Source organism: Streptomyces sp. NPDC005393 (assembly GCF_040606675.1).
Classification (GTDB): domain Bacteria; phylum Actinomycetota; class Actinomycetes; order Streptomycetales; family Streptomycetaceae; genus Streptomyces.
In genome coordinates this window covers 1-22512 of sequence record NZ_JBEXFG010000037.1, presented here as the reverse complement: position 1 = coordinate 22512, position 22512 = coordinate 1, and the positions used below count along the sequence as shown (strand labels likewise).

Below are 22512 nucleotides of genomic sequence, written 5' to 3'. Positions count from 1 at the left end.
GCCATGCCTCCCGGGTGCGAGTCTGGAAGCATGACGGACCTCATCGAGCTGTTGCGGGAGGGCCTCCCCGAGGAGGCGGTGCTGACCGACCCCGAGGTGACCGGGGCGTACGCACACGACATGGCGAGCTTCTGCGACGCGGGCGCGCCCGCCGTGGTCGTCCTCCCGCGCACCGTCGAGCAGGTCCAGCACGTCTGCCGCACCGCCACCGCGCTGCGCGTCCCGGTCGTCCCCCAGGGCGCCCGCACCGGCCTGTCGGGCGCCGCCAATGCGTCCGACGGCTGCATCGTGCTGTCCCTGGTCAAGATGGACCGGGTCCTGGAGATCAACCCGGTCGACCGGATCGCGGTCGTCGAACCGGGCGTGATCAACGCGACGCTGTCCCGCGCGGTCATGGAGAAGGGCCTCTACTACCCGCCGGACCCCTCCAGCTGGGAGGAGTGCACGATCGGCGGCAACATCGGCACCGCGTCCGGCGGTCTGTGCTGTGTGAAGTACGGCGTCACCGCCGAATACGTCCTCGGCCTCGATGTCGTCCTCGCCGACGGCCGTCTGCTGACCACCGGCCGCCGCACCGCCAAGGGCGTCGCGGGCTACGACCTCACCCGTCTGTTCGTCGGCTCCGAGGGCAGTCTCGGCATCGTCGTCCGCGCGGTTCTCGCCCTCAAACCCGCCCCGCCCGAACAGCTGGTCCTCGCCGCCGAGTTCCCCTCCACCGCCTCCGCCTGCGACGCCATCTGCCGCATCATGGAGCGCGGACACGCCCCCTCGCTGCTGGAACTGATGGACCGTACGAGCGTCCGCGCCGTCAACGCCATGGGCAGCATGGGCCTCCCGGACTCCACCGAAGCCCTCCTGATGGCCGCCTTCGACACTCCGGACCCGGCCCCCGACCTCGCCGCCGTCGCCGAACTCTGCACGGCCGCCGGCGCTACCGAGGTGGTCCCCGCCGAGGACGCCGTCGAATCCGACCTCCTCCTCCAGGCCCGCCGGATGACCCTGCCCGCCCTGGAGGCCGTCAAGGGCGTCACGATGATCGACGACGTCTGCGTCCCCCGCTCCCGCCTCGCCGATATGATCGACGGCACCGCCGCCATCGCCGACAAGTACGCCCTCACCATCGGCGTCGTCGCCCACGCCGGCGACGGCAACACCCACCCCACCGTCTGCTTCGACGCCACCGACCCCGAGGAATCCCGCCGGGCTCGCGAGTCCTTCGACGAGATCATGGCCCTGGGCCTGAAGCTGGGCGGCACCATCACGGGAGAGCACGGGGTGGGCGTCCTGAAGCGCGAATGGCTGGCCCGCGAACTCGGCCCGGTGGGCGTGGAGCTGCAGCAGGGCATCAAGCAGGTCTTCGACCCCCTGGGCCTCCTCAACCCCGGCAAGCTCTTCCAGTAGCGCTTCGTTGGGTCTGGTCTGCCGATCCTGAGCGTCTTCGACGGCGTGTGCCGGTGGTGGCAGGGGCCGGTGGCGGCTCTTGTGGTCCGGGGCTTGGGCCGATGCGGGACGGAGGGTCCCGAGGCCACGCCTGCGGGCACCCCTCCAAAAAATGCTTGATGTGGCGCAACTGTTTCATCAAGCGATTTCGTTGAGGGTGCCTGGTCCGGCGTCGGGCTGTCGGTCGGGAGCGCTGCGGCATCCCCGCCAATGAGTGTCACCGGTCCAAGTGGCGGCTCGCGCTGAAGCAGGACCTGGGCAGGATCGAGGCACACTTCGCTTGATGACTTGCTGCGCTGATGTCATGGACGGCGGCACCTGCGCGCCGTCGTCAAGGGGCCCTTACCGGAAAATGCTGGACCCGGATCAAGCGTTTCTGAGCACGGGCCCCTGCCCTCTCGGTCTCCTACCCATGATGGGGATACCCACGGTGGGTAGGCTCGGAGCACGGGCGCTGATCGATACTTCAGCACGTCAGACCAGGCGCGGGAGCACGAGATGGCCGACTATGTCTCACTTGCGGCACTGCCGCCGCACGTCCTGGAGCGTGAGGACGTGCGCGCGGCGCTCGCCTGTTACGACTTCGGGACCGTGTTCACGCTTGCCCGTAAATGGGGCGGTAGGCGCCCGCATCCTCGTTCACGCCTACATGGCCATGGGATACGCCGATCAGGCCGTCGACGTAGCTCGCACACGGGCGCAGCGACTCGACCGGAAGTCCCTTGAGTACTCGGCCGATTACCAGTCCCTTTACGGCGCCCTCCTCCTTCGGGGCGCGGTCGCCGCGGCCGAGCGAGGTGATCGCGGCTCAGCGACCGAACTACTCGACGAGGCCGAACAGGCCGCCCACATGATCGGACGCGATGCCAACCACCAATGGACGGCGTTCGGCCCGACCAATGTGCTTCTCCACCGGGTCAGCATCTCCACGACCCTCGGCGACGCCGGGGCGGCACTCGCCTACGCGCGCACGATCGACATCGACGGCATCGACGTCCGTGAACGCCAAGCGACTTTCTGGGTGGACGTGGCCAGGGCCTGCGAACAATGGAACAAGTACCCCCAGGCATACGCGGCCCTGCGCACTGCCGAGGAGCTCGCCCCTGAGGAGATCCGCACGCGCCCGACCGTCAGGGCGCTGGTCGGACGGATCCAGCGCCAGGACGTACGCGGGGAGCTGCGAGGACTGTCCGAGCTGGCCCACCGTGTGGGGGCCCGCCCGTGACCACACCACCCTCGCGAACCCTCTACGTCATCGTCTGCGCCGCTGGACCCGCAGCACACGTCGGCAAGCTCATCCGGCAAGCCCATGAGCGGTCGTGGGACCCGCACATCATCACCACACCGACGGGACGAGCCTTTGTGGATGTGGCGGCACTCGAAGCCCAGACCGGACACCCCGTCCGCAGCGAGTACCGAAAGCCTGACGACGGCACCCGCTCAGCACCGCGGGCGGACGCCGTCATCGTCGCCCCCGCCACCTATAACACCGTCAACAAATGGGCGCTGGGCATCAGCGACACCTACGCGCTGGGAATCCTCGCCGAGTCCATCGGGCTGGGCCTCCCCGTGGCCGTGCTGCCGTTCGTCAACTCGGCGCTGGCCGCGCACCCTGCGTACCGGCGCAACGTCGCGGACCTGCGAGCCGCAGGCGTCAGCATCCTGCACGGCACGGGATACGGCCCGGAACCCCACGCTCCGGGCACGGGCGGTGCGCTGCTTGACAGCTTCCCGTGGCATCTGGCGCTCGACGCCGTTGTCCCCAACCGCTGACAGCGCGTCCTGCGCGAAGCCTGCCGCACGCGCGACGCCCCCGCTCCGACGCGGAATCGGTAGCGGGGGCGGGCGGTTCGTGGGGCGAGCGGGATCCTGCCGACGGCTAGCCCTTGAGCGACGCGATGTCGATCACGAAGCGGTAGCGCACATCGCTCGCCACGACACGCTCGTACGCCTCGTTGATCCGGTCGCCGGTGATGACCTCGATCTCGGCGCCGAAGCCGTGCTCCGCGCAGAAGTCGAGCATCTCCTGGGTCTGCCGGATGCCGCCGATCTTCGAGCCCGCCATCGACTTGCGGCCCCCGATCAGCGAGAACTGGTGGAAGGAGCTCGGGTGTTCGGGGCCCCCGACGTGGACCAGCGTGCCGTCGAGCTTCAGCAGCGACAGATAGGCGTCCAGGGGGATGTTGGCGGAGACGGTGTTGATGATGAGGTCGAAGGAGCCGGCCAGCTCGGTGAAGGTCGACTCGTCGCTGGTGGCGTGGAAGTGGTCGGCGCCCAGGCGGAGGCCATCGTCCTTCTTGCGGAGGGACTGGCTGAGGACGGTGACCTCGGCGCCCATCGCATGGGCGATCTTCACACCCATGTGGCCGAGGCCGCCGAGGCCGATGATGGCGACCTTCTTGCCGGGGCCGGCGTTCCAGTGGGCCAGCGGGGAGTAGAGGGTGATGCCCGCGCACAGCAGCGGGGCGGCCACGTCGAGAGAGAGGCCCTCGGGTATGCGCAGGGCGTAGTTCTCGTCGACGACGACATGGGTGCTGTAGCCGCCGTAGGTGGGGGCGCCGTCGTACCCCTTGCCGTTGTACGTGGGGACCTCGCCCTTGAGGCAGTACTGCTCCTCGCCGGCCAGGCAGCTCGAGCACTCACGGCACGAGTCGACGAAGCAGCCCACGCCGACCCGGTCGCCTACGGCGTACTTGGTCACGCCCGGACCGACCTCGGCGACGACACCGGCGATCTCATGGCCGGGCACCATCGGGAAGAGGGCCTCGCCCCACTCCTCGCGCGCCTGGTGGATGTCGGAGTGGCAGATGCCGGCGTAGGCGATCTCGATGAGGATGTCGTGCTCGCGCAGCGCGCGGCGCTCGACGGTGGTCCTTTCCAGCGGGGCCTTCGGAGCGGGGGCCGCGTAGGCAGTGACGCTGGTGCTCATATCAGTGGTCTCCCTGGGAACGGGGGGAACGGGGGGATACGGATGGAGAGGGAGCAGGAGAGGGGGAAGAGGAGGGGGATTCGGGGGACGGGGCCCCCGGTGGACTCGCGGTCCAGCTCGCCAGCAGCCGCAGGGCCGCCTCGGAGGGGGAACCGGGCTCGACCGTATAGATGCACATCGCCTGGTCGGCATCGCCGGGGAAGGTCACGTTCTCATAGGACAGCGTCATGTCCCCGACCACCGGGTGGTGGTAGAGCTTGACGCCGTGTGTCTTCTCCCGCACGTTGTGGTCCGCCCACCACCTGCGGAACTCCGGGCTCTTGATGGTGAGCTCGCCCACGAGCTCGGTCAGCCGCGGATCGTCGGGATGGCGCCCGGCCTCCAGCCGGAGGGAGGCCACCATCTCCGCCGCGTACTTGTCCCACTCGCGGTACAGCTCACGGGCCGCCTCGTCGAGGAACATGAAGCGGGCCATGTTCCGCTCGTGGTACGGAAGCGCGTCGAAGTCGATGATCAGCGCACGGGCCAGCCGGTTGGAGGCCAGCACGTCGCCCCGCCGCCCGATCACGAACGCCGGGGACACCCCCTCCAGCATCCGCAGCATGGTGTGCACCCCGGGCCGTACCCGCTGGGGGCGGGCCGGGCGGCGGCGCACCGCGCGGCGGGGGCGCGGCCGGGCCAGTTCGAAGAGGTACGCGCGCTCGGTGTCGTCCAGCCGCAGCGCACGGGCCACGGCGTCCAGCACCGCCTCCGACACATTGAGGTGGCGGCCCTGTTCGAGGCGCGTGTAGTAGTCGGTGCTGACTCCGGCCAGCTGCGCCAGCTCCTCGCGGCGCAGCCCCGGCACCCGGCGGGGGCTGTCATTGCTCACGGTCGCGCCCGCGTCCCCAGGGCTCAGCCGTGCCCTGCGGCTCCGCAGGAACTCACTGAGCTCGGTGTTGCGGTCCATGGCTTCCAGTATTGGCAATAGAAACGGGGCTCAGCCGTGCCAGAGTAGGTCTGTTGAACCTAGGCCGGGCGGAGCCAGGCGCGCAGTCTCCGCTCGTACGGCCGCGGCGCGCCCGCACACAAGGCTCGCACGGGAGGGTGGTGGCCAGGAGCTATGGGCACGGGCCGCGGGCCTGTCCGATAGACCTTGACCGCGCGCTCCGTGCACTGCGGTTCTTGTACGGCAGACTGCGTACGCCCCACCTCACCGCGAGGCACCGCACAGGCGCAGCGCACTGCCGCCGGCGTCTGAGGCTTTGGGCGGGAGCTGCCACGGGCGAGAGAGCAGGGGCCTTACGCCGGCCCTTCGAATCGGGCGGGCTGTTGCCCTGCCCGCGTTTGCGACCGATTGGCCCCCTGTTCTAAGAGGCTCGCCCCGTGGTGGCTGCCTAAAGCCTCAGGTGCCGTCGGCCCCCAGCTGCGACGCACCAGCCCTCGGCTATGTCAGTGACTTTGGAGCCGTTTCGCGGCGCCTGTCATGACCAATGCCGATAAGTTTTGATCTCACGGCCAGGTGATGAAGTGCGCCGGACGAGTGAAGCCTCAGCGTGGGGCCGCTGCTTGTTCGTGTTTGAGTCATGTAATCAGATTGTCGAGACTTAACGTCAAATGACTCTCCGGAGGAATCAAGTGAACATTGGGAAGAAGGTAGCTTTCCTGGCCGCAGCCGCCGGCACGATGGTGATCATGGGGGCTGGTGGCGCGGCCGCCCATGGAATCGGCGGCTTCCAGAAGAACGACTGTGACGCCGCCACCGGCCCCAACGTCATCGTCGGCGGCCTCGCTCCGACCGGTGATGTCAACGTCGGCAGCAAGTGCACCAACCTGGCCTTCAGCAACGAGTCTTCCAAGGGCTACGGCAAGGAGTCCTCGAAGGGCTACGGCAAGGAGTCCTCGAAGGGCTACGGCAAGGAGTCTTCCAAGGGCTACGGCGACGAGTCCTCGAAGGGCTACGGCGACGAGTCCTCGAAGGGCTACGGCAAGGAGTCTTCCAAGGGCTACGGCGACGAGTCCTCGAAGGGCTACGGCGACGAGTCCTCGAAGGGCTACGGCGACGAGTCTTCCAAGGGCTACGGCGACGAGTCTTCCAAGGGCTACGGCGACGAGTCCTCGAAGGGCTACGGCGACGAGTCCTCCAAGGGCTACGGCGACGAGTCCTCCAAGGACTGCGGCAAGAAGTCCTCGAAGGACTGCGGCAAGGAGTCCTCGAAGGACTACGGCAAGGAGTCCTCGAAGGGCGACGGCAACGAGTCCTCCAAGGACTGCGACAACGATACAAAGCCAAGCCGTGACGGGTCTCGCCAGCACGCGGACACCTGCACCTGCTGAGCGGCGCGGACTTCCGGGGCGACCGGATCGGCCGCCCCGGAGCCTGGGTCAGGTGGCGGTGCCCATGGCTCGCGCCCACCCGCATACCGACGGCCTGACGGCTGGCTGCACCGGCATGGGCACCACCTGGCGGGGCCGGTGGCCGCTGCGGCTCGTGGAGGCCGCGGGATGGTCCGCCTGCTTGCTGCCTGCCCGAAGAAAGCCCCCGCGGCTGGTTGGGGGCTTCTTGCTGCTCGGGCTCGCTGTGGCGAGTTCGGGCGGCGGGCGTCCGGGCGGACCGGCCGCTAGGCGGTTTCGGCGCGGATCGAGCCGTTGCTTCCAGACCGGACGCCGAAGCGGGGTGGCCGATGGCGGAGTCACCGTGAGGTGATCGATGCGATCGCCTGGAAGTTCCAGACCGGATCGCAGTGGGTTACCTGCCGGAGAGGTACCGGGTGTTCACCGCGCTGATGGCCCAGGCCGATGCCGCCGAGGCTCTGGACTGGGCCGTCTCGGTGGACTCCACGGTCGTGCGAACCCACCAGCACGCGGCCGGGGCCCGCAAAAGGGGCCCCGGCCGGCGAGCCGGACGACCACGCCATCGGCCGGTCCCGCGGCGGACTGACCACGAAGATCCATCTCGCAGCAGACGCCCGTTGCCGGCCCCTCGCTTTTGTCCTCACCGCCGGGCAGGCCGGTGACGCGCCCGCCTTCGCCGATGTGATGGCCCGCCTGCGCGTTCCCCCCGGCGGCTGGCCGTCCGCTGCGGCAGATACCGCCCCGTCTCGGGTCCTCGTCCCACACGGGATGGGCTGGTGGTGCGGGTGCACGTGCATCCGGGGCAGACTCCCGGCCCCTACATAGAGGCGGCAGATGCGATGGCGCATGCGTGGCGGATCCATGCGGTGCGGGTCGTCTCACCGCGCCGTGGTGAGGTGCTGGTCACGGTCACCTGGCGCGACCCGCTCACCACAGATGTCGGCTGGCTCGCGCTGGAGCCTATGCGCACGCTGGCGGCGACCGTGGGCCGTACCGAGACCGGACCGGCGTGGACTATTGATCTTCGGCGGGTGCCGCATTGGTTGGTGGTCGGCGCGACCCAAAGCGGAAAGAGCAACTTGCTCGCTGCACGGGTGGCTCGTTTGGCCTCGATGTCCTCGGTCTGTCGTTCGATGGCAGTCTTTCTCTTGGTCGCCTTCTTCCGAGCCCTTCGGTCTTCGTTAATGTCATGCATGGACAGGCGTAGGTATCCGCTCGGTCGCTGTGGTACGTACGTCGCGTAGCCCGAGAGAGGTCCAGGGTGGTTGTGCGGCCTCGCTCGCGCAGTTGCGTGATCACTGGGTCGTCGATGCCGGATACGGCGGACAGGTCAAGAGTGTTGGCCGTGAAGGGAGTTGGGGACATGGGGACGCCTCCTGGTGCTGGGGGTACGGAAATGCCCGGGGTGGGGTACTACCCAGATCCGTCCATCCCTGGCTATATCCGTTACTGGAACGGCGCCGCCTGGGTGCCCGGCACCAGCCGGCCCGCCCCGGCCGAGGGCGAGTCCATGCCCGCGCCACCGCCCGGGATCACCCATACCCAGGTGATCGCCCCGGTGTCGGACGAGACCGGCCCGATGTTCCTGGACGAGGACCCGGCGCCGCCCGCCGGAGAGCAGACCGGCGCGGCCCTGCCCGAGCTGCGGCAGCGCGGTGAGATGGACGTACAAGACACCGGCGGCGTGGGGCCCGAACCGGTGCCGCCCGGCGGGGTCTCCGCGTCCGTGGACTGGAACGATCCGCGGCGGCTGCACGGCATCCGCCCCGAATCCGCCTCGGCCTGGCAGGCCGACGCGTCCCATCAGGCCGGATTCGGAAGCGAACAGGACCGCCGGATCTCCTGGGGCTCGGAGCAGGACGCCCCCGGCGCCGCTGATGGGGCCGGCGCCGGGCAGCGGCCCGGGGTGCCCGACCCGCGGCGCGCCATGGGCGGCCCCGGCGAGGGCGGCCCCGGCGAGGGCGGTGGCCAGGAGGGCGGCCATGACGAGGGCACGTTGACCATGCGCGGGGGCGGGACCGGCGGCGGTACGGACCGTTCGGCCCAGGCCCTGCCGCCCGCCCGCCCGACCCCGGAGCTGCCCTCGGCGCAGGGCGGTGAGGCGGCCGCCCCGCCGGCCGACGGGACGCTCTCGATCCGGGCGGCCGGACGCGGCGACGCCGCCCCCGCGGCGGGCCAGGGCCCGGCGTCCGGCCGTGACGAGGGGACGATGACGATCCGCGCGGTCGGCCGCGGCGGACCGCGGCAGGGAGCCGGAGCGACACCTCCGTCCCAGCCCCAGGGGCCGCAGCAGCAGCCGCAGCGACCCGAGCAGCGACAGCAGCAACAGCAGCAACAGCAACAGCAGCAACAGCAGCAACAGCCGTACCAGCCCCAGCAACAACAGCAACAGCAGCAACAGCCGTACCAGCCCCAGCAACATCCCCAGCAACCACCGCAGCAGCCCCTCGGCGGCATCCCCGCCCAGGGCGGCGGCCCGGCCTGGCAGCAGCAGCCGCACCACCTCGCCCAGCAGCCGCCCCAGCCGACCGCCCCGACCGCCCCGACCGCCCCGCACGGCCCGCGGGGCGGCGCCCCCGAGAGCGTCATCCCCTGGAAGCCGCCGGTCGACAACCCCTTCCTCCTGACCGCCCAGGCCCAGGGGCGGCCCGCCACACTCGGCCGCCGCTTCTGCGCCCGGCTGATCGACACGGTCATGCTGCTCGCCCTCGTCGGCGGCGCCGTGTTCCCCCTGTGGGGCGAGGCGAGCGACCACATCACCGGGAAGGTGGAGACGGCGAAGCGGACGGGCGAGACCGTCACCGTCTACTTCCTGGACGGCACCACCGGCGGCTACCTCGGCATCGTGCTCGGCCTGCTGCTCGTCCTCGGCATCGTCCTGGAGGCCCTGCCGACCGCCAAGTGGGGCCTCACGCTGGGCAAAAGGGTGTGCGGGGTGCGGGTGCTGGACATCGAGGGGCACGACACCCCGACCTTCGGCGCGGCGCTGCGCCGCTGGCTGGTCTACGGCGTGCTGGGGCTGCTGGCCATCGGCGTCGTGAATGTGCTGTGGTGTCTGTTCGACCGCCCATGGCGGCAGTGCTGGCACGACAAGGCGGCGCGCACCTTCGTCGCGACGGCGGGCTGAGCGGGCCGCCGCTGAGGCGGATGGACGATCCGGATCGCCCGAACGGGGCGCGCCGGATGCGGTGGCCCGGTGCCCGGGTTCGACTCGGGCCATGAGCACCGATCAGCCGCCCCCCGGGGCCGACGAGCCCGGGGGCCGGGACAGCGATCCGTTCGCCAAGCACCCGCCGCCGCGCTCGAACGGCTCCCCATACGGTGACCACGGCGCCGGCGTCGGCGCCGATCCGCTCGCGGGCATGCCCCCGCTCGCGCATCTCGGCCGCCGGCTGGTCGCCCGGATCATCGACGGACTGATCATCGGTGTCCCGGTCGGGCTGGTCATGCGCGCGGTCCTGGGCGGTTATGAGCAGATCTACGTCAGCAGCTGGTCGACCACCCTCACGCTCGCGTACACGCTGGTCTACTTCGTCTACGAGGGGCTGATGCTGACGCACTACGGCCAGACCGTCGGCAAGAAGGCGATGAAGATCCGGGTCGCCATGCTGGAGACCGGCCAGCCGCCGGTCGGTCAGCCCGGCTGGCTGCGCGCCGGTACGTACTCCCTCCCCGAGATCGTGCCCTGCTGCGGCTTCCTCTTCTGGGTGGTCAATGTGGCGTGGTGCACCTGGGACCGGCCGTACCGGCAGTGTCTGCACGACAAGGTGGCCAAGACCGTCGTGGTCTCGGCCGTCCCCTGAGGCCCGTCCCCTGAGGCCGCCCCGTGAGGCCGCCCCGTGAGGCCGCCCCCGGGCTCCGCGTCCCGGTTCCCCACCCGGGTTCCCACCCTGAGGTAACGGCCCGCCGAGGGCTGCTGATGTAATCGGGGCATGAGCCCCGAGCAGCTGCCGTCGCCCCCGTACGTCCACCTCGCCGGTATGCCGCCGCTGGCCACCCCCGGTCAGCGCTTTGTCGCCCGGCTCATCGACACCGTCGTCCTCGGCATGATCTGGACGGTGGCGCTCATCGCGACCGGCGCGCTCCAGTACTCGTTGGATCACCCGGGCGAACAGGACATGGGCAAGGTGACCCTCGCGCTGTTGATCACGATGACGCTCTACTTCGGCTACGAGGGCGTCATGCTGGCCCGCAGCGGCCAGACGCTCGGCAAGATGGTGATGCGCATCCGGGTCGCGATGCTGTCCGACGGCAATGTGCCGGCCGGCCAGGGCTGGGTCCGTGCCGCGGTCTACGTCCTGCCGGGGATGCTGATCCCGCTGCTCGTCGGCACGGTCTTCTGGCTGGTCAACTCGGTCTCACTGCTGTGGGACAAGCCGTTTCAGCGGTGCCTGCACGACAAGGCGGCGCGGACCGTCGTGGTGTCGGCCGTGCACTGAGCGTCAGCCGTGCGCTGAGCGCAGGCAGCGTCGGCCGTGCGCTGAACGTCAGCCGTGCAGTGAGTGCTCGCGCGCGGGGGCGTGGGCCCGCGGCCGCTCGGCCGGCCCGGTCCGCGCCATCGGCCGGTTCGCCCGGACCGTACGGCTCGGGCGGGAGGCGCGGGAGGTGCGAGAGGTGCGCGACACCGGCACGGTGACGGCGACGAGGAGCCCGAGCGCGAGACCGGCCACGGTGACGATCCCCACCCCGAGAGCTGACCTGGTCTGGGACAGCAGCAACATGGCGAGTGTCGAGAAAACGACGGTGGCCGAACCGTAGGCGAGCTGTGCAGGAGTCGGACGCGGCATGGCGGGATCCGTCCTCAAGGCTTCGATATGCAGGGGGCATGAGTCGGGCTGATGTGCACCGTCAAAATGACTCTACGGTGCTGAATGCCCGACGGGAACGGAAGTAAGCGTGACCTCACCCACGGCGCCGTTGCATAGGGGGCGCACGGAATCACCGAGTGCTTCAACTGGCAAGATCAACACGCCTGTTGGCGTCCGGTAACCGGAACATCGGGACCGCAGAACGTACTTGTCCCACCAGTCCAAGTCAAGGTCTGTCTTTTCTCCTGACACTCCGGTCAAATGTCCGCACCGGTGTGGAAGGGGAGGACTGAACAAGTGAACAGCCAACGGAGGGCGGCCAGATCGGCCGCGATAGCCACGGTCGTGGCCGCGCTCGGCGCCGCGGCGCTCTCGACGGGGATGGCGCAGGCAGATGCGCCGTCTACGCGTGTGGAGCGCCATGACCCGGCGCCCGCGAAGACCGATGTCGAGCACGACCTCGCGGGACCGTACAGCAAGCAGCAGGAGGCGCAGCGCCAGGAGGCCCTGCGCCAGGTCCTTTCCGGGGACACCAAGGCGACCACGCGCGGCGCGTCGAAGGTGGTGAAGCTCGGCAAGGGCAAGTACGTCGAGCTGGCCCGGGAGAAGACCGACAAGATCTTCACCGTCCTGGTCGAGTTCGGCGACAAGGTCGACGACACCACGATGTACGACCCGGACGGCGACGGCCCCAAACCGCCGGTGAAGAAGTACGGCGGCGACCCGGGCCCGGCGCACAACACCATCGCCCAGCCGGACCGCGCCGACGACAACAGCACCGCCTGGCAGCAGGACTACGACCAGAAGCACTTCCAGGACCTCTACTTCTCCACGGACAAGAAGAAGCAGTCCCTGAAGAAGTACTACGAGAAGCAGTCCTCGGGCCGCTACTCGGTGGACGGCGAGGTCTCCGACTGGGTCAAGGTCGACGCCAACGAGGCCCGCTACGGCTCCAACTACTGCGGCGACACCAACTGCGCCAACGCCTGGGACCTGATCCGCGACGGCGTCAACCAGTGGGCCAAGGACCAGAAGGCAGCCGGCCGCACCGACGCCCAGATCAAGGCGGACCTGGCCAAGTACGACCAGTGGGACCGCTACGACCACGACAACGACGGCAACTTCAACGAGCCCGACGGCTATATCGACCACTTCCAGATCGTCCACGCCGGTGAGGACGAGTCCGCGGGCGGCGGCGCCCAGGGCGAGAGCGCGATCTGGGCGCACCGCTGGTACGCGTACGGCACCGACGCGGGCCGCACCGGCCCCGGTACCAACAGGTCGGGCGGTACGCAGATCGGCGACACCGGCATCTGGGTCGGCGACTACACCATGCAGCCGGAGAACGGCGGTCTCGGTGTGTACGCGCATGAGTACGGCCACGATCTGGGTCTGCCGGACGAGTACGACACCACCGGTAAGGGCGAGTCGTCCGTCGGGTACTGGTCGCTCATGTCCGCGGGCTCCTGGCTCGGCACCGGCAAGGACGCCATCGGCGATTTGCCGGGCGACATGAACGCCTGGGACAAGCTCCAGCTGGGGTGGCTGAACTACGACACGGCCAAGGCCGGGAAGAAGTCCACGCACACCCTCGGGGTCGCCGAGTACAACACCGAGAACAAGCAGGCGCTGGTCGTGCAGCTGCCCGACAAGCCCGTCACCACCGAGGTGGTGAAGCCCGCCGAGGGCGCCAAGCAGTGGTGGAGCGGGATGGGTGACGATCTGAAGAACACCCTGACCCGGTCCGCGGACCTCACCGGCAGGTCCACGGCGAGCCTGGACCTGCAGGGCTGGTGGGACATCGAGGAGAACTTCGACTACCTCTACACCGAGGTCTCCACGGACGGCGGCGCCAACTGGACGCCCATCGACGGCACGGCGGACGGCAAGGCCATCCCGCGCGACGCGGGCGACAAGCCCGCGCTGACCGGCACGTCGGGCGCGTACCAGAGGCTCTCCTTCCCGCTGGACGCCTACGCGGGCAAGAAGATCGACCTCCGCTTCCGCTACCAGACCGACGGCGGTGTCGCGCAGAAGGGCTTCACGGCCGACGCGATCACGCTGACGGCGGACGGCGCGCCAGTCGTCACGGACGGCGCCGAGGGTGACGACAACGGCTGGACCACCAACGGCTTCTCGCGCATCGGCGCGTCCTTCACCAAGGACTACCCGCAGTACTACCTCGCGGAGAACCGCCAGTACGTGTCGTACGACACGACCCTGCGGACCGGCCCGTACAACTTCGGCTGGCTCTCCACCCGGCCCAACTGGGTCGAGCACTTCCCGTACCAGAACGGTCTGCTGATCTGGCAGTGGGACACCTCGCAGCCGGACAACAACGTCGGCGTCCACCCGGGTGCCGGCCAGATCCTGCCGGTCGACGCGCACGCCACCCCGGAGAAGTGGGCGGACGGCACGCTGATGCGCAACCGCATCCAGGCGTACGACTCGCCCTTCAGCTGGTACCCGACGGACGGCTTCACCCTTCACAAGAACGGCGTGGCCGCCAAGATCCGGGCAAAGCTGGGCAACCCGGTGTTCGACGACCACAAGGGCACGTACTGGGACAAGACCAATCCGACGGGCAGCGTGCAGGTTGCTGACACCAACACCCGGATCAAGATCCTTAAGGAGCTTCCGGGTGGCTCGACGATGACCGTCCAGGTCGGTCCGTCCGCCCCCTAGATCAACAAACCCCGCGTTGTCGCAGGTCAGAGCGGTAGCGGCCGTCGCCCCCTAGCGGGCGGCGGCCGTTCGCGTTTAGATGCCCCTACGACCTTCTTATTGACACGACGTCTCACGGGGGACATGAACGCATGGCCGACGGAGGATTCACCAAGCTGCCCGGCGGCAGCGTGGTGGTCGCAATCACGCTGCCCCGCCCGCTGGGCGAGGGCGGCGTCCGCGTCCTGGTACACGCCGCGAACCGCCAGCGCGCCCTGACCAGGCTGCGCAATCTGGGGCTCCGCGCCGTCTATCTGCGCGGCAACAGCGCGCCGCCGACGCCCGACGAGGTGACGGCGGTGCTGCACCACCCCGACGGGCTGGTCTGGCGCACCGTGCCGTACGGCCGAGGGGAGCTCTGGCACCCCATCGCCGCCCTCCTCAGGCCCCCGGCCCCGGCCTCCTAGAGACGTCCCCGGGCGCCGCCCGGCGCCCTCGCCCTCAGACGACCGGTTTGGCGGTCAGCTCCACGCCCGCCGCCCGCAGCTCCTCCAGGGCCCGCCCGGTGGTGGCCTCGGAGACGCCCGCGGTCAGATCCAGCAGGACGTGCGTCGCGAACCCCTCGCGGCGCGCGTCCAGCGCCGTGGCCCGCACACAGTGGTCGGTGGCGATGCCGACCACGTCCACCTCGGTCACCTCCCGCTCGCGCAGCCACCGCGCGAGCGGGACGCCGTTCTCGTCGGCGCCCTCGAAGCCGCTGTAGGCCCCCGTGTACGCGCCCTTGTCGAAGACCGCGTCGATCGCGCCGGAGGCGACGGCGGGCGCGAAATTGGGGTGGAAGCCGACGCCCTCGGTGCCCGCGACACAGTGGACGGGCCAGGTGTGCTCGTAGTCCGGGTGGTCGGAGAAGTGATCGCCCGGGTCGATGTGGTGATCACGGGTGGCGACGATATGGCGGTAACCGGCCGTCGCCTCCCCGATGAGATCGGTGACGGCGGCGGCGACGTCCGCTCCGCCGGTCACCGCAAGGGATCCGCCCTCGCAGAAGTCGTTCTGGATGTCGACGACGATCAGTGCCCGGTGCATGACACGTGCCTTTCGCCTGGGGACAGACGGGACCGGGAAACGACTCGGCCCGGAGCGGATGATGTGGTATCGGTTACTGCTGTCACCGAGGGTAGACACTTGGCGCCGTTCGCGGCAGTGGGCATGGGCCGTACGCGGCGCTCAGGCCCGCAGGTACTCGGTGGGGATGACCGGCTCACCGCGCGAGAGCTGGGTCGCCGACAGCGGCAGCCCCGCCCGCGCCGCCGCGTGCCGGTCCCGCGCCGCGTCCAGCGGCTCACGGGCCACGATCTCGCCGCCGCGCACCAGCTCCACCAGCAGCTGCCGCCCGGCGAGCTCCGGCGGGATCTCGCCGGTGCCGACCACCTCGGCCTCGGCCACCCCGTCCGCGTCCACCCGCCGCGCGGCCCATTTGCGGCCGCCGACCGAGGTCTTCGCCCCCATGGACTTCTTGGCCACCGGGAGCAGCGGCGCGTCCGGGTCGTCCGAGCCGGCCCGCGCGACCAGCTTGTAGACCATCGAGCAGGTCGGGTGCCCGCTGCCGGTCACCAGCTGGGTGCCCACCCCGTACGCGTCCACGGGGGCGGCGGCGAGCGAGGCGATCGCGTACTCGTCGAGATCGCTGGTGACCACGATCTTGGTGTCCTTGGCGCCCAGATCGTCCAGCTGCTGGCGCACCCGGTGGGCGAGCAGCAGCAGATCGCCGGAGTCGATCCGTACGGCGCCGAGCTTCGGCCCCGCCACCTCCACGGCGCTGCGCACGGCCTCGGCGACGTCGTAGGTGTCCACCAGCAGGGTGGTGTCGCTGCCGAGCGCCTCGACCTGCGCGGTGAAGGCGTCGCGCTCGTTGTCGTGCAGCAGGGTGAAGGCGTGGGCGCTGGTGCCGACGGTGGGGATGTTGTAGCGGAATCCGGCCGCGAGCTCGGAGGTGGTCGCGAAGCCGCCGACGTACGCGGCGCGGGCGGCGGCGACGGCGGACAGCTCATGGGTGCGCCGCGCGCCCATCTCCATCAGCGGCCGGTCGCCGGCGGCGACCGACATCCGGGACGCGGCGGCGGCCACCGCGGAGTCGTGGTTGAGGATGGAGAGGACCACGGTCTCCAGCAGCACCGCCTCGGCGAAGGTGCCCTCCACCCGCATGACCGGTGAGCCGGGGAAGTACACCTCACCCTCGGGATAGCCCCAGATGTCGCCGCGGAACCGGTAGTCGGCGAGCCAGTGCAGCGTCGGTTCGTCCACGATCCGGTGGCGTGCGAGGAAGTCCAGCACCCGGCCGTCGAAGCGGAAGTTCTCGACGGCGTCCAGGACCCGGCCGGTGCCCGCGACGACGCCGTAGCGGCGGCCTTCGGGGAGCCGGCGGGTGAAGACCTCGAAGACCGAGCGGCGGTCGGCGGTGCCGGCCCGCAGCGCGGCCTGCAGCATGGTGAGTTCGTACCGGTCGGTGAACAGCGCTGTCGACGGCACGTCCACCGGCAGTCCCAAGTCCGCAGTGTCCATAGTCGATGATGCTACCTTCCTTACTCGTCAGAGTGACGAGATATGGGTGCCGGTTTATGCGACGGCCCCTGCCGGGTGGCAGCATTGGGGGTGTGAGCGTCAGCCCCGTGGAGATCGAACGTCCAGAGTCCCGAGAGGCACCGATGGAGGTGCCCGAGCCGGACGTTCCCTGGGTGACGGTCGTGCACAACGACCCCGTCAACCTCATGAGCTACGTGACATACGTCTTTCAGAGCTATTTCGGATACTCCAAGGACAAGGCGCACCGACTGATGCTGGATGTCCATCACAAAGGCCGCGCGATCGTCTCGAGCGGCAGCCGCGAGGAGATGGAGCGCGACGTGCAGGCCATGCACGGCTATGGCCTGTGGGCGACCCTCCAGCAGGAGCGCTGATGTCGGGACACTTTGAGCCGCTGCCCGACGGCGGTGCCTCCGTCGCCCTGGACGAGGTCGAGATCTCCATTCTGCGCAGCCTGGCCGTCCAGCTCGCGGAGCTGATCGGCCCCGGCGACCAGCCGGCCCAGGGAGGCGATCCGCTGGACGCGCTGTTCGCCGAGGGGCCCAGCAAGCCGCCCGCCGACCCGGCGCTGGCCCGGCTCTTCCCCGATGCCTACGCCGGACCGGACCAGGAGCTCGGGCCCGAGGAGGAGAAGGAGGCGCGCGCCGCCTCGGCGGAGTTCCGCCGCTACACCGAGAACGACCTGCGGGCCCGCAAGCGCGAGGAGGCCCTGGCGATGGTGCGCGACCTCGACGCCCTGACCGCCGGCTCCCTCCCCAAGGACCCGGCCGTCCTGGAGCTGGCGCCGCAGAAGGCCCGGCAGTGGCTCACCGCCCTCAACGATCTGCGGCTGGCCATCGGGACCCGGCTGGAGGTCACCGACGAGGACGACGGCGGTGAGCTGCTGCGGCTGCCGGACACCGATCCGCGCAAGCCGATGGTGATGGCGTACTTCTGGCTCGGCGGGCTCCAGGAGACCCTCGTCGAGGCCCTTATGCCGTAATCGCCGGGTTGATGCCCTGACCACCGAGCGTGGCGATCACTGAGTGTTCGTTTAGAGGATGCTCAACTCCGGATAACGATCGCATCACCGCGCCAGTTCGTTTTGTCATGCCGGATAACGTTTGTCCGGTTCTTCCTATGGCGTACCCCACACGCGACCGAGTGGATCAGCGTTGTGGCCGTGATAAATCTTCACGATCGCCAGCCGCCACAGGGAGAAAGGCGCAGCAACATGACCTCAGCGGCTCCGGAAGAGGGCTACGAGCGAGGACTGGGCAGTCGCCAGGTCCAGATGATCGCCATCGGCGGCGCCATCGGCGTCGGCCTGTTCATGGGCGCCGGCGCGAATATCGCCAAGGCGGGGCCCAGCATCATCCTGATGTACGCCCTCGCCGGCGTCATCATCTTCTTCATCATGCGAGCGCTCGGAGAGCTGCTCCTGTACCGCCCGGTCTCGGGGTCCTTCGCGGAGTACGCCCGTGAGTTCCTCGGCCCGTTCTTCGGCTATGTCACCGGCTGGACGTACTGGCTGATGTGGGTGGTGACCGGCATGGCCGAGCTCACCGCCGCCGCCATCTACGTCCACTTCTGGTTCCCGTCGATCCGGCAGTGGGTCAGCGCCCTGGTCTTCCTCGTGGTGCTGTTCGGGGTCAATCTGATCTCGGTGAAGATCTTCGGCGAGGTCGAGTTCTGGTTCTCGATGGTCAAGGTCACCGCGATCATCGGCATGATCGTGATCGGTCTGGGCGTGCTCACCCTCGGCTTCTCCGGCGCCGGTGACACCGCCTCCGCCTCCAACCTCTGGTCGCACGGCGGCGTCTTCCCGAACGGCATCGGCGACAGCCTGATGACCCTCCAGGGTGTGATGTTCGCCTACCTCGCCGTCGAGCTGGTCGGCGTCACCGCGGGCGAGTCCGAGGACCCCGAGAAGACCCTGCCCAAGGCGATCAACACCCTGCCCTGGCGCATCCTCATCTTCTATGTGGGCGCCCTGCTGGTGCTGCTGGCGGTCGTCAAGTGGACCGAGTTCTCCGCGGGCGAGAGCCCCTTCGTGCACGCCTTCTCGAAGATCGGCATCCCGTTCGCGGCCGGCATCGTCAACTTCGTCGTCCTCACCGCGGCCCTGTCCTCCTGCAACTCCGGTATGTACTCCACCGGCCGGATGCTGCGCGACCTGGCCGCCAACAGCGAGGCCCCGAAGGCCTTCGGCAAGCTCAACTCCCGTAAGACCCCGGCCGTCGGCATCACCCTGTCCGTGCTGCTGATGGGCATCGGCGTCGTCCTCAACTACCTCGTCCCGGAGAAGGCGTTCGGGTACGTCACCTCGGTCGCCACGGCCGCGGGGATCTGGGCCTGGATGATGATCCTCGTCAGCCACATCCAGTACCGCCGCGCGGTGACCGCGGGACGGCTGCCCGCCTCGTCCTTCCCGGCCCCCGGCGGCTCCGCCTTCAGCTGGGTCGCGCTGATCTTCCTCTTCCTGGTGACCGGCATGATCGCGTACGACAAGGACGCCCGGGTGTCCCTCTACGTCGGCGCGGGCTGGGCCGTCTGTCTGACGATCGGCTGGTTCATCCTCAAGAGCCGCGGCGGGACCCCGCAGGTGACGGGCGCCGGGGCCGGCACCGAGGACGAGCGGGAGTACGCCGGCAAGTAAGCGGGCCTCATGGGGAGCCTTCCGCCCCTTGGGCGCGATGTCTCAGTAGGCGGGCTCCGGACCACTGTCCGGAGCCCGCCTCCTATTCTGTGGCCATGCTGACCATCACCCAGGCCCTCCACGACCAGATCGTCGCGCACGCCCGCGCCGACCACCCCGACGAGGCTTGCGGCGTGATCGCGGGCCCGGCCGGAAGCGGCCGCCCCGAGCGGTTCATCCCGATGCTGAACGCGGCCCGCTCGCCCACGTTCTACGAATTCGACTCGGGCGATCTGCTCAAGCTCTACCGCGAGATGGACGACCGGGACGAGGAGCCCGTCGTCATCTACCACTCGCACACCGCGACCGAGGCCTACCCCTCCCGTACCGACATCTCCTACGCCAACGAGCCCGGTGCGCACTATGTCCTGGTCTCCACGGCCGAGTGCGGCAATGACGAGGGGCCCGTGCAGTTCCGGTCCTTCCGGATCGTGGAGGGCGAGATCACCGAGGAAGAGGTCGAGGTCGTCCAGGCGTACTGAGTGCCCTCGCATCTCACTTCTTGGTCGCTACCCGTCCGTATGACGGGACGACCTTCCGGGGCCCCGAGCGGGAATCGATACGATGACTCCATGGTTTTCGATGATGTGAGCGACAAGACGCCGGGCATGCTGCTCGTGGCGCGGCTCCACGTCGACCTGTGCCGGCTCGCCAGCGCGATGTGTCCGCGTCGCGCCGTGGCCGCCTGACCGCGGCACCCCGCTCGCGCCCGGCGCCGTCGTGCGCACCGAGACTGCCCTCCCGGAGCCCGTCCGGGACTGCCTTCCACCCCGTACTCCGACAGGAGCCCAGACATGGCCATCGAGGTCCGCATCCCGACCATCCTCCGCACCTACACCGACGGCCAGAAGGCCGTCGAGGGCAGCGGGGCCACGCTCGCCGAGCTCTTCACCGACCTCGAGTCCCGGCACACCGGCATCCAGGAGCGTCTGATCGACGGCGGCGAGCTGCGGCGCTTCGTCAACGTCTACCTGAATGACGAGGACGTCCGCTTCCTGGACGGCATCTCCACCAAGCTCTCGGACGGCGACAGCGTGACCATCCTCCCCGCCGTCGCCGGCGGAATGCGCTGATGCGGTACGACAGCCCCCTGGCCGCGGTCGGCCATACGCCGCTCGTCCGGCTGCCGCGCCTCTCGCCCTCCCCGGATGTACGGATATGGGCGAAGCTGGAGGACCGCAACCCGACCGGTTCGATCAAGGACCGCCCCGCGCTCCATATGATCGAACAGGCCGAGAAGGCCGGCCGGTTGACCCCCGGCTGCACCATCCTCGAACCCACCTCCGGCAACACCGGCATCTCGCTCGCGATGGCGGCCAAGCTCAAGGGCTACCGCATCGTGTGCGTCATGCCGGAGAACACCAGCGAGGAGCGGCGCCAGCTGCTCGCCATGTGGGGCGCGGAGATCATCTCCTCGCCCGCCGCGGGGGGCTCCAACACGGCCGTCCGGGTGGCCAAGGAGCTCAGCGCCGAGCACCCCGACTGGGTGATGCTCTACCAGTACGGAAACCCGGACAACGCGGGCGCCCATTACGCCACCACCGGCCCCGAGATCCTCGCCGACCTCCCCTCCATCACCCACTTCGTCGCCGGTCTCGGCACCACCGGCACCCTGATGGGCGTCGGCCGCTTCCTGCGCGAAAACAAGCCGGACATCCAGATCGTCGCCGCCGAGCCGCGCTACGACGACGTCGTCTACGGGCTGCGCAACCTCGACGAGGGCTTCGTCCCCGAGCTGTACGACGAGTCCGTCCTGACCACCCGCTTCTCCGTCGGCTCCGAGGACGCGGTGGCCCGCACCCGGGAACTCCTCGCCGAGGAGGGCATCTTCGCGGGCGTCTCGACCGGCGCGGCGCTGCACGCCGCGATCGGGGTCGCCCGTAAGGCGGTAAAGGCCGGCCAGAGCGCCGATGTGGTCTTCATCGTCGCCGACGGTGGCTGGAAGTACCTCTCCACCGGCGTCTACACCGCGGCCACCACCGAGGAGGCGATCGAGACGCTGCACGGCCAGCTCTGGGCGTAGCGGCCGCCGCGGGGGGCGTGGAACGGGCGCCGAACGGACGCGGAACGGGCGCTGACCGGCTCCGTCCTGGTGATTCCGCCCACAACGCGGGCCCGTGGAGGAGCCGCCTGGGCCCCGGCGCCTTACGCTCGTGGGCACCGCATGACCCCCCGCACCCGCCCATGGCCCTCGGCATGGGGACCCCTCAAGGAGGTTCCTGCTTCATGAAGCTCACCGTCGTCGGATGCTCAGGGTCGTTCCCGTCCGCGGAATCGGCCTGTTCGAGCTACCTCGTAGAGGCCGACGGCTTCCGGCTGCTCCTCGACATGGGCAACGGCGCCCTTGGCGAGCTGCAGCGCCACTGCGGTCTCTACGACCTCGACGCCGTGCTGCTCTCCCATCTCCACCCCGATCACTTCATTGACATGTGCGGATACTTCGTCGCGCGCTACTACCGGCACGACGGAGGCCGCGCCGAGGCGATCCCGGTCTACGGCCCCGAGGACACCGAGCGGCGGCTCGTCCAGGCGTACGACGACGTGCCCGACGAGAAGTCCATGCGCGAGGTCTTCGACTTCCGCACCCTGACCCCCGGGAGCTTTGAGCTCGGCCCCTTCACGATCCGCGTCGAGCGGCTCTGCCACCCGGTGGAGGCGTTCGGCTTCCGTATCGAGCACGACGGCCACTCGCTGGTCTACTCCGGCGACACGGGCCCCTGCGAGGCCCTGGTGGACCTGGCCCGCGGCGGCGACCTCTTCCTCTGCGAGGCGGCCTTCACCCATGGCAAGGAAGACATCCCGGAGCTGCATCTCAACGGCCGCCAGGCGGGCGAACACGCGCTCCGGGCGGGCGTCGGAGCGCTGGTGCTGACCCATATCCCGCCGTGGACGGACCCCCAGATCAACCAGCGCGACGCCCAGCAGGTCTTCGGCGGCCCGGTGGAACTGGCCAAGGCGGGCGCGGTCTACGAGGTCTAGCGGCAACGCCGTTCAGTTAGGGCGGGGCTGGGGGTGTCAAGGGCCGCTCGTGAGCATGGCGATGCTGATGGTGGCTTTGTACGTGGTGCGGTCGATGG

At 69.5% G+C, this 22512-nt stretch carries 24 protein-coding genes and 1 pseudogene; 20 read left to right on the top strand and 5 right to left on the bottom strand.

All coding sequences use genetic code 11. The features are described from left to right. Positions 1 to 30 precede the first annotated feature (30 nt). The 3 genes from ABZS71_RS26040 (at position 31) to ABZS71_RS26030 (ending at position 3213) form a co-directional block, all read left to right on the top strand. Entirely contained in the window at positions 31 to 1401 is a 1371-nt protein-coding gene (locus ABZS71_RS26040; protein WP_356214000.1) for an FAD-linked oxidase C-terminal domain-containing protein, read from the top strand. Positions 1402 to 2041: 640 nt separating this feature from the next. Then, positions 2042 to 2665 (top strand): hypothetical protein, encoded by a 624-nt coding sequence (locus ABZS71_RS26035; protein ID WP_356213999.1) that lies wholly within the window; start codon positions 2042 to 2044, stop codon positions 2663 to 2665. After that, the gene (locus ABZS71_RS26030; RefSeq protein WP_355848144.1) at positions 2662 to 3213 is read left to right on the top strand and encodes a flavoprotein; all 552 of its coding nucleotides are present in this window, start codon (positions 2662 to 2664) and stop codon (positions 3211 to 3213) included. Before ABZS71_RS26035 ends, ABZS71_RS26030 begins: the two co-directional genes overlap by 4 nt. A 106-nt stretch (positions 3214 to 3319) precedes the next feature. On the opposite strand, the gene ABZS71_RS26025 is transcribed toward ABZS71_RS26030, so the two are convergent. After that, positions 3320 to 4369: an NAD(P)-dependent alcohol dehydrogenase gene (locus ABZS71_RS26025; protein ID WP_355857381.1), complete on the bottom strand. Its 1050-nt coding sequence runs from the start codon at positions 4367 to 4369 to the stop codon at positions 3320 to 3322. Between the two features lies 1 nt (position 4370). Further along, complete coding sequence (locus ABZS71_RS26020) at positions 4371 to 5318, bottom strand: helix-turn-helix transcriptional regulator (RefSeq protein WP_355857384.1); 948 nt, start codon at positions 5316 to 5318, stop codon at positions 4371 to 4373. Between the two features lie 725 nt (positions 5319 to 6043). On the opposite strand from ABZS71_RS26020, the gene ABZS71_RS26015 reads away from it, so the two are divergent. The 7 genes and pseudogenes from ABZS71_RS26015 (at position 6044) to ABZS71_RS25985 (ending at position 11142) form a co-directional block, all read left to right on the top strand. Continuing rightward, positions 6044 to 6685 (top strand): hypothetical protein, encoded by a 642-nt coding sequence (locus tag ABZS71_RS26015; protein WP_356213997.1) that lies wholly within the window; start codon positions 6044 to 6046, stop codon positions 6683 to 6685. Positions 6686 to 6988: 303 nt separating this feature from the next. After that, a complete protein-coding gene (locus ABZS71_RS26010) occupies positions 6989 to 7135 on the top strand; it encodes a transposase (protein ID WP_356214056.1) in 147 nt (48 codons plus the stop codon). Positions 7136 to 7179: 44 nt separating this feature from the next. Continuing rightward, positions 7180 to 7366, top strand: a pseudogene (locus ABZS71_RS26005) (IS5/IS1182 family transposase); the annotation flags it as partial. Between the two features lie 176 nt (positions 7367 to 7542). Further along, on the top strand, positions 7543 to 7947 hold the full coding sequence (locus ABZS71_RS26000) for an FtsK/SpoIIIE domain-containing protein (protein WP_356214054.1): 405 nt from the start codon (positions 7543 to 7545) through the stop codon (positions 7945 to 7947). A 119-nt stretch (positions 7948 to 8066) separates the two neighbouring features. Continuing rightward, positions 8067 to 9830 carry an RDD family protein gene (locus ABZS71_RS25995; RefSeq protein ID WP_356213995.1) on the top strand — a complete coding sequence of 588 codons (1764 nt, stop codon included), beginning with the start codon at positions 8067 to 8069 and terminating at the stop codon, positions 9828 to 9830. Positions 9831 to 9921: 91 nt separating this feature from the next. Further along, positions 9922 to 10506, top strand: a complete 585-nt coding sequence (locus ABZS71_RS25990; RefSeq protein ID WP_355857393.1) for an RDD family protein — start codon at positions 9922 to 9924, stop codon at positions 10504 to 10506. A gap of 129 nt (positions 10507 to 10635) precedes the next feature. Next, positions 10636 to 11142, top strand: coding sequence for an RDD family protein (locus ABZS71_RS25985; RefSeq protein ID WP_355857396.1), 507 nt, complete (start codon positions 10636 to 10638; stop codon positions 11140 to 11142). Between the two features lie 48 nt (positions 11143 to 11190). On the opposite strand, the gene ABZS71_RS25980 is transcribed toward ABZS71_RS25985, so the two are convergent. Further along, positions 11191 to 11490, bottom strand: coding sequence for a hypothetical protein (locus ABZS71_RS25980; protein WP_356213993.1), 300 nt, complete (start codon positions 11488 to 11490; stop codon positions 11191 to 11193). Positions 11491 to 11808: 318 nt separating this feature from the next. On the opposite strand from ABZS71_RS25980, the gene ABZS71_RS25975 reads away from it, so the two are divergent. Both ABZS71_RS25975 and ABZS71_RS25970 read left to right on the top strand, forming a co-directional pair. Further along, the gene (locus ABZS71_RS25975; protein WP_356213991.1) at positions 11809 to 14196 is read left to right on the top strand and encodes an immune inhibitor A domain-containing protein; all 2388 of its coding nucleotides are present in this window, start codon (positions 11809 to 11811) and stop codon (positions 14194 to 14196) included. 131 nt (positions 14197 to 14327) lie between these two features. Continuing rightward, entirely contained in the window at positions 14328 to 14642 is a 315-nt protein-coding gene (locus tag ABZS71_RS25970) for a hypothetical protein (protein WP_355857405.1), read from the top strand. A 34-nt stretch (positions 14643 to 14676) separates the two neighbouring features. Here ABZS71_RS25970 and ABZS71_RS25965 read toward each other — a convergent pair whose 3' ends face one another. Together ABZS71_RS25965 and ABZS71_RS25960 are read right to left on the bottom strand one after the other, a co-directional pair. Next, the gene (locus ABZS71_RS25965; protein WP_355857408.1) at positions 14677 to 15261 is read right to left on the bottom strand and encodes an isochorismatase family protein; all 585 of its coding nucleotides are present in this window, start codon (positions 15259 to 15261) and stop codon (positions 14677 to 14679) included. A 141-nt stretch (positions 15262 to 15402) separates the two neighbouring features. Further along, positions 15403 to 16737 (bottom strand): nicotinate phosphoribosyltransferase, encoded by a 1335-nt coding sequence (locus ABZS71_RS25960; protein WP_355857414.1) that lies wholly within the window; start codon positions 16735 to 16737, stop codon positions 15403 to 15405. 56 nt (positions 16738 to 16793) lie between these two features. Here ABZS71_RS25960 and clpS point away from each other — a divergent pair, with 56 nt between their 5' ends. From clpS to ABZS71_RS25920, 8 genes are all read left to right on the top strand, one after another. Next, entirely contained in the window at positions 16794 to 17132 is a 339-nt protein-coding gene (gene clpS, locus ABZS71_RS25955; protein ID WP_355857417.1) for an ATP-dependent Clp protease adapter ClpS, read from the top strand. Then, positions 17132 to 17740 carry a DUF2017 domain-containing protein gene (locus tag ABZS71_RS25950; RefSeq protein ID WP_355857420.1) on the top strand — a complete coding sequence of 203 codons (609 nt, stop codon included), beginning with the start codon at positions 17132 to 17134 and terminating at the stop codon, positions 17738 to 17740. The genes clpS and ABZS71_RS25950 overlap by 1 nt, the downstream gene beginning before the upstream one ends. Positions 17741 to 17971: 231 nt before the next feature. Then, positions 17972 to 19396, top strand: a complete 1425-nt coding sequence (locus ABZS71_RS25945) for an amino acid permease (RefSeq protein ID WP_356213990.1) — start codon at positions 17972 to 17974, stop codon at positions 19394 to 19396. A 95-nt stretch (positions 19397 to 19491) separates the two neighbouring features. After that, positions 19492 to 19917, top strand: coding sequence for a M67 family metallopeptidase (locus ABZS71_RS25940; protein ID WP_355857426.1), 426 nt, complete (start codon positions 19492 to 19494; stop codon positions 19915 to 19917). A 90-nt stretch (positions 19918 to 20007) separates the two neighbouring features. Next, complete coding sequence (locus tag ABZS71_RS25935; protein WP_355857429.1) at positions 20008 to 20124, top strand: putative leader peptide; 117 nt, start codon at positions 20008 to 20010, stop codon at positions 20122 to 20124. Between the two features lie 105 nt (positions 20125 to 20229). After that, on the top strand, positions 20230 to 20508 hold the full coding sequence (locus tag ABZS71_RS25930) for a MoaD/ThiS family protein (RefSeq protein WP_355857432.1): 279 nt from the start codon (positions 20230 to 20232) through the stop codon (positions 20506 to 20508). Beyond that, a complete protein-coding gene (locus tag ABZS71_RS25925; protein ID WP_356213988.1) occupies positions 20508 to 21458 on the top strand; it encodes a cysteine synthase in 951 nt (316 codons plus the stop codon). The genes ABZS71_RS25930 and ABZS71_RS25925 overlap by 1 nt, the downstream gene beginning before the upstream one ends. A 203-nt stretch (positions 21459 to 21661) precedes the next feature. After that, positions 21662 to 22414, top strand: coding sequence for an MBL fold metallo-hydrolase (locus ABZS71_RS25920; RefSeq protein ID WP_355857438.1), 753 nt, complete (start codon positions 21662 to 21664; stop codon positions 22412 to 22414). Positions 22415 to 22512 lie beyond the last annotated feature (98 nt).

What these genes read in the sequence shown, in the direction of transcription:
- ABZS71_RS26000 (WP_356214054.1), top strand. Translation starts at nt 7,543, where the DNA reads ATGGCGCATGCGTGGCGGATCCATGCGGTGCGGGTCGTCTCACCGCGC.
- ABZS71_RS26040 (WP_356214000.1), top strand. Translation starts at nt 31, where the DNA reads ATGACGGACCTCATCGAGCTGTTGCGGGAGGGCCTCCCCGAGGAGGCG.
- ABZS71_RS25930 (WP_355857432.1), top strand. Translation starts at nt 20,230, where the DNA reads ATGGCCATCGAGGTCCGCATCCCGACCATCCTCCGCACCTACACCGAC.
- ABZS71_RS25935 (WP_355857429.1), top strand. Translation starts at nt 20,008, where the DNA reads ATGGTTTTCGATGATGTGAGCGACAAGACGCCGGGCATGCTGCTCGTG.
- ABZS71_RS25990 (WP_355857393.1), top strand. Translation starts at nt 9,922, where the DNA reads ATGAGCACCGATCAGCCGCCCCCCGGGGCCGACGAGCCCGGGGGCCGG.
- ABZS71_RS25995 (WP_356213995.1), top strand. Translation starts at nt 8,067, where the DNA reads ATGGGGACGCCTCCTGGTGCTGGGGGTACGGAAATGCCCGGGGTGGGG.
- ABZS71_RS25940 (WP_355857426.1), top strand. Translation starts at nt 19,492, where the DNA reads ATGCTGACCATCACCCAGGCCCTCCACGACCAGATCGTCGCGCACGCC.
- ABZS71_RS25925 (WP_356213988.1), top strand. Translation starts at nt 20,508, where the DNA reads ATGCGGTACGACAGCCCCCTGGCCGCGGTCGGCCATACGCCGCTCGTC.
- ABZS71_RS25920 (WP_355857438.1), top strand. Translation starts at nt 21,662, where the DNA reads ATGAAGCTCACCGTCGTCGGATGCTCAGGGTCGTTCCCGTCCGCGGAA.
- ABZS71_RS25970 (WP_355857405.1), top strand. Translation starts at nt 14,328, where the DNA reads ATGGCCGACGGAGGATTCACCAAGCTGCCCGGCGGCAGCGTGGTGGTC.
- ABZS71_RS26015 (WP_356213997.1), top strand. Translation starts at nt 6,044, where the DNA reads ATGGGGGCTGGTGGCGCGGCCGCCCATGGAATCGGCGGCTTCCAGAAG.
- ABZS71_RS25950 (WP_355857420.1), top strand. Translation starts at nt 17,132, where the DNA reads ATGTCGGGACACTTTGAGCCGCTGCCCGACGGCGGTGCCTCCGTCGCC.
- ABZS71_RS25985 (WP_355857396.1), top strand. Translation starts at nt 10,636, where the DNA reads ATGAGCCCCGAGCAGCTGCCGTCGCCCCCGTACGTCCACCTCGCCGGT.
- ABZS71_RS25945 (WP_356213990.1), top strand. Translation starts at nt 17,972, where the DNA reads ATGACCTCAGCGGCTCCGGAAGAGGGCTACGAGCGAGGACTGGGCAGT.
- ABZS71_RS25980 (WP_356213993.1), bottom strand. Translation starts at nt 11,490, where the DNA reads ATGCCGCGTCCGACTCCTGCACAGCTCGCCTACGGTTCGGCCACCGTC.
- ABZS71_RS26025 (WP_355857381.1), bottom strand. Translation starts at nt 4,369, where the DNA reads ATGAGCACCAGCGTCACTGCCTACGCGGCCCCCGCTCCGAAGGCCCCG.
- ABZS71_RS25960 (WP_355857414.1), bottom strand. Translation starts at nt 16,737, where the DNA reads ATGGACACTGCGGACTTGGGACTGCCGGTGGACGTGCCGTCGACAGCG.
- ABZS71_RS25965 (WP_355857408.1), bottom strand. Translation starts at nt 15,261, where the DNA reads ATGCACCGGGCACTGATCGTCGTCGACATCCAGAACGACTTCTGCGAG.
- clpS (WP_355857417.1), top strand. Translation starts at nt 16,794, where the DNA reads ATGCGACGGCCCCTGCCGGGTGGCAGCATTGGGGGTGTGAGCGTCAGC.
- ABZS71_RS26020 (WP_355857384.1), bottom strand. Translation starts at nt 5,318, where the DNA reads ATGGACCGCAACACCGAGCTCAGTGAGTTCCTGCGGAGCCGCAGGGCA.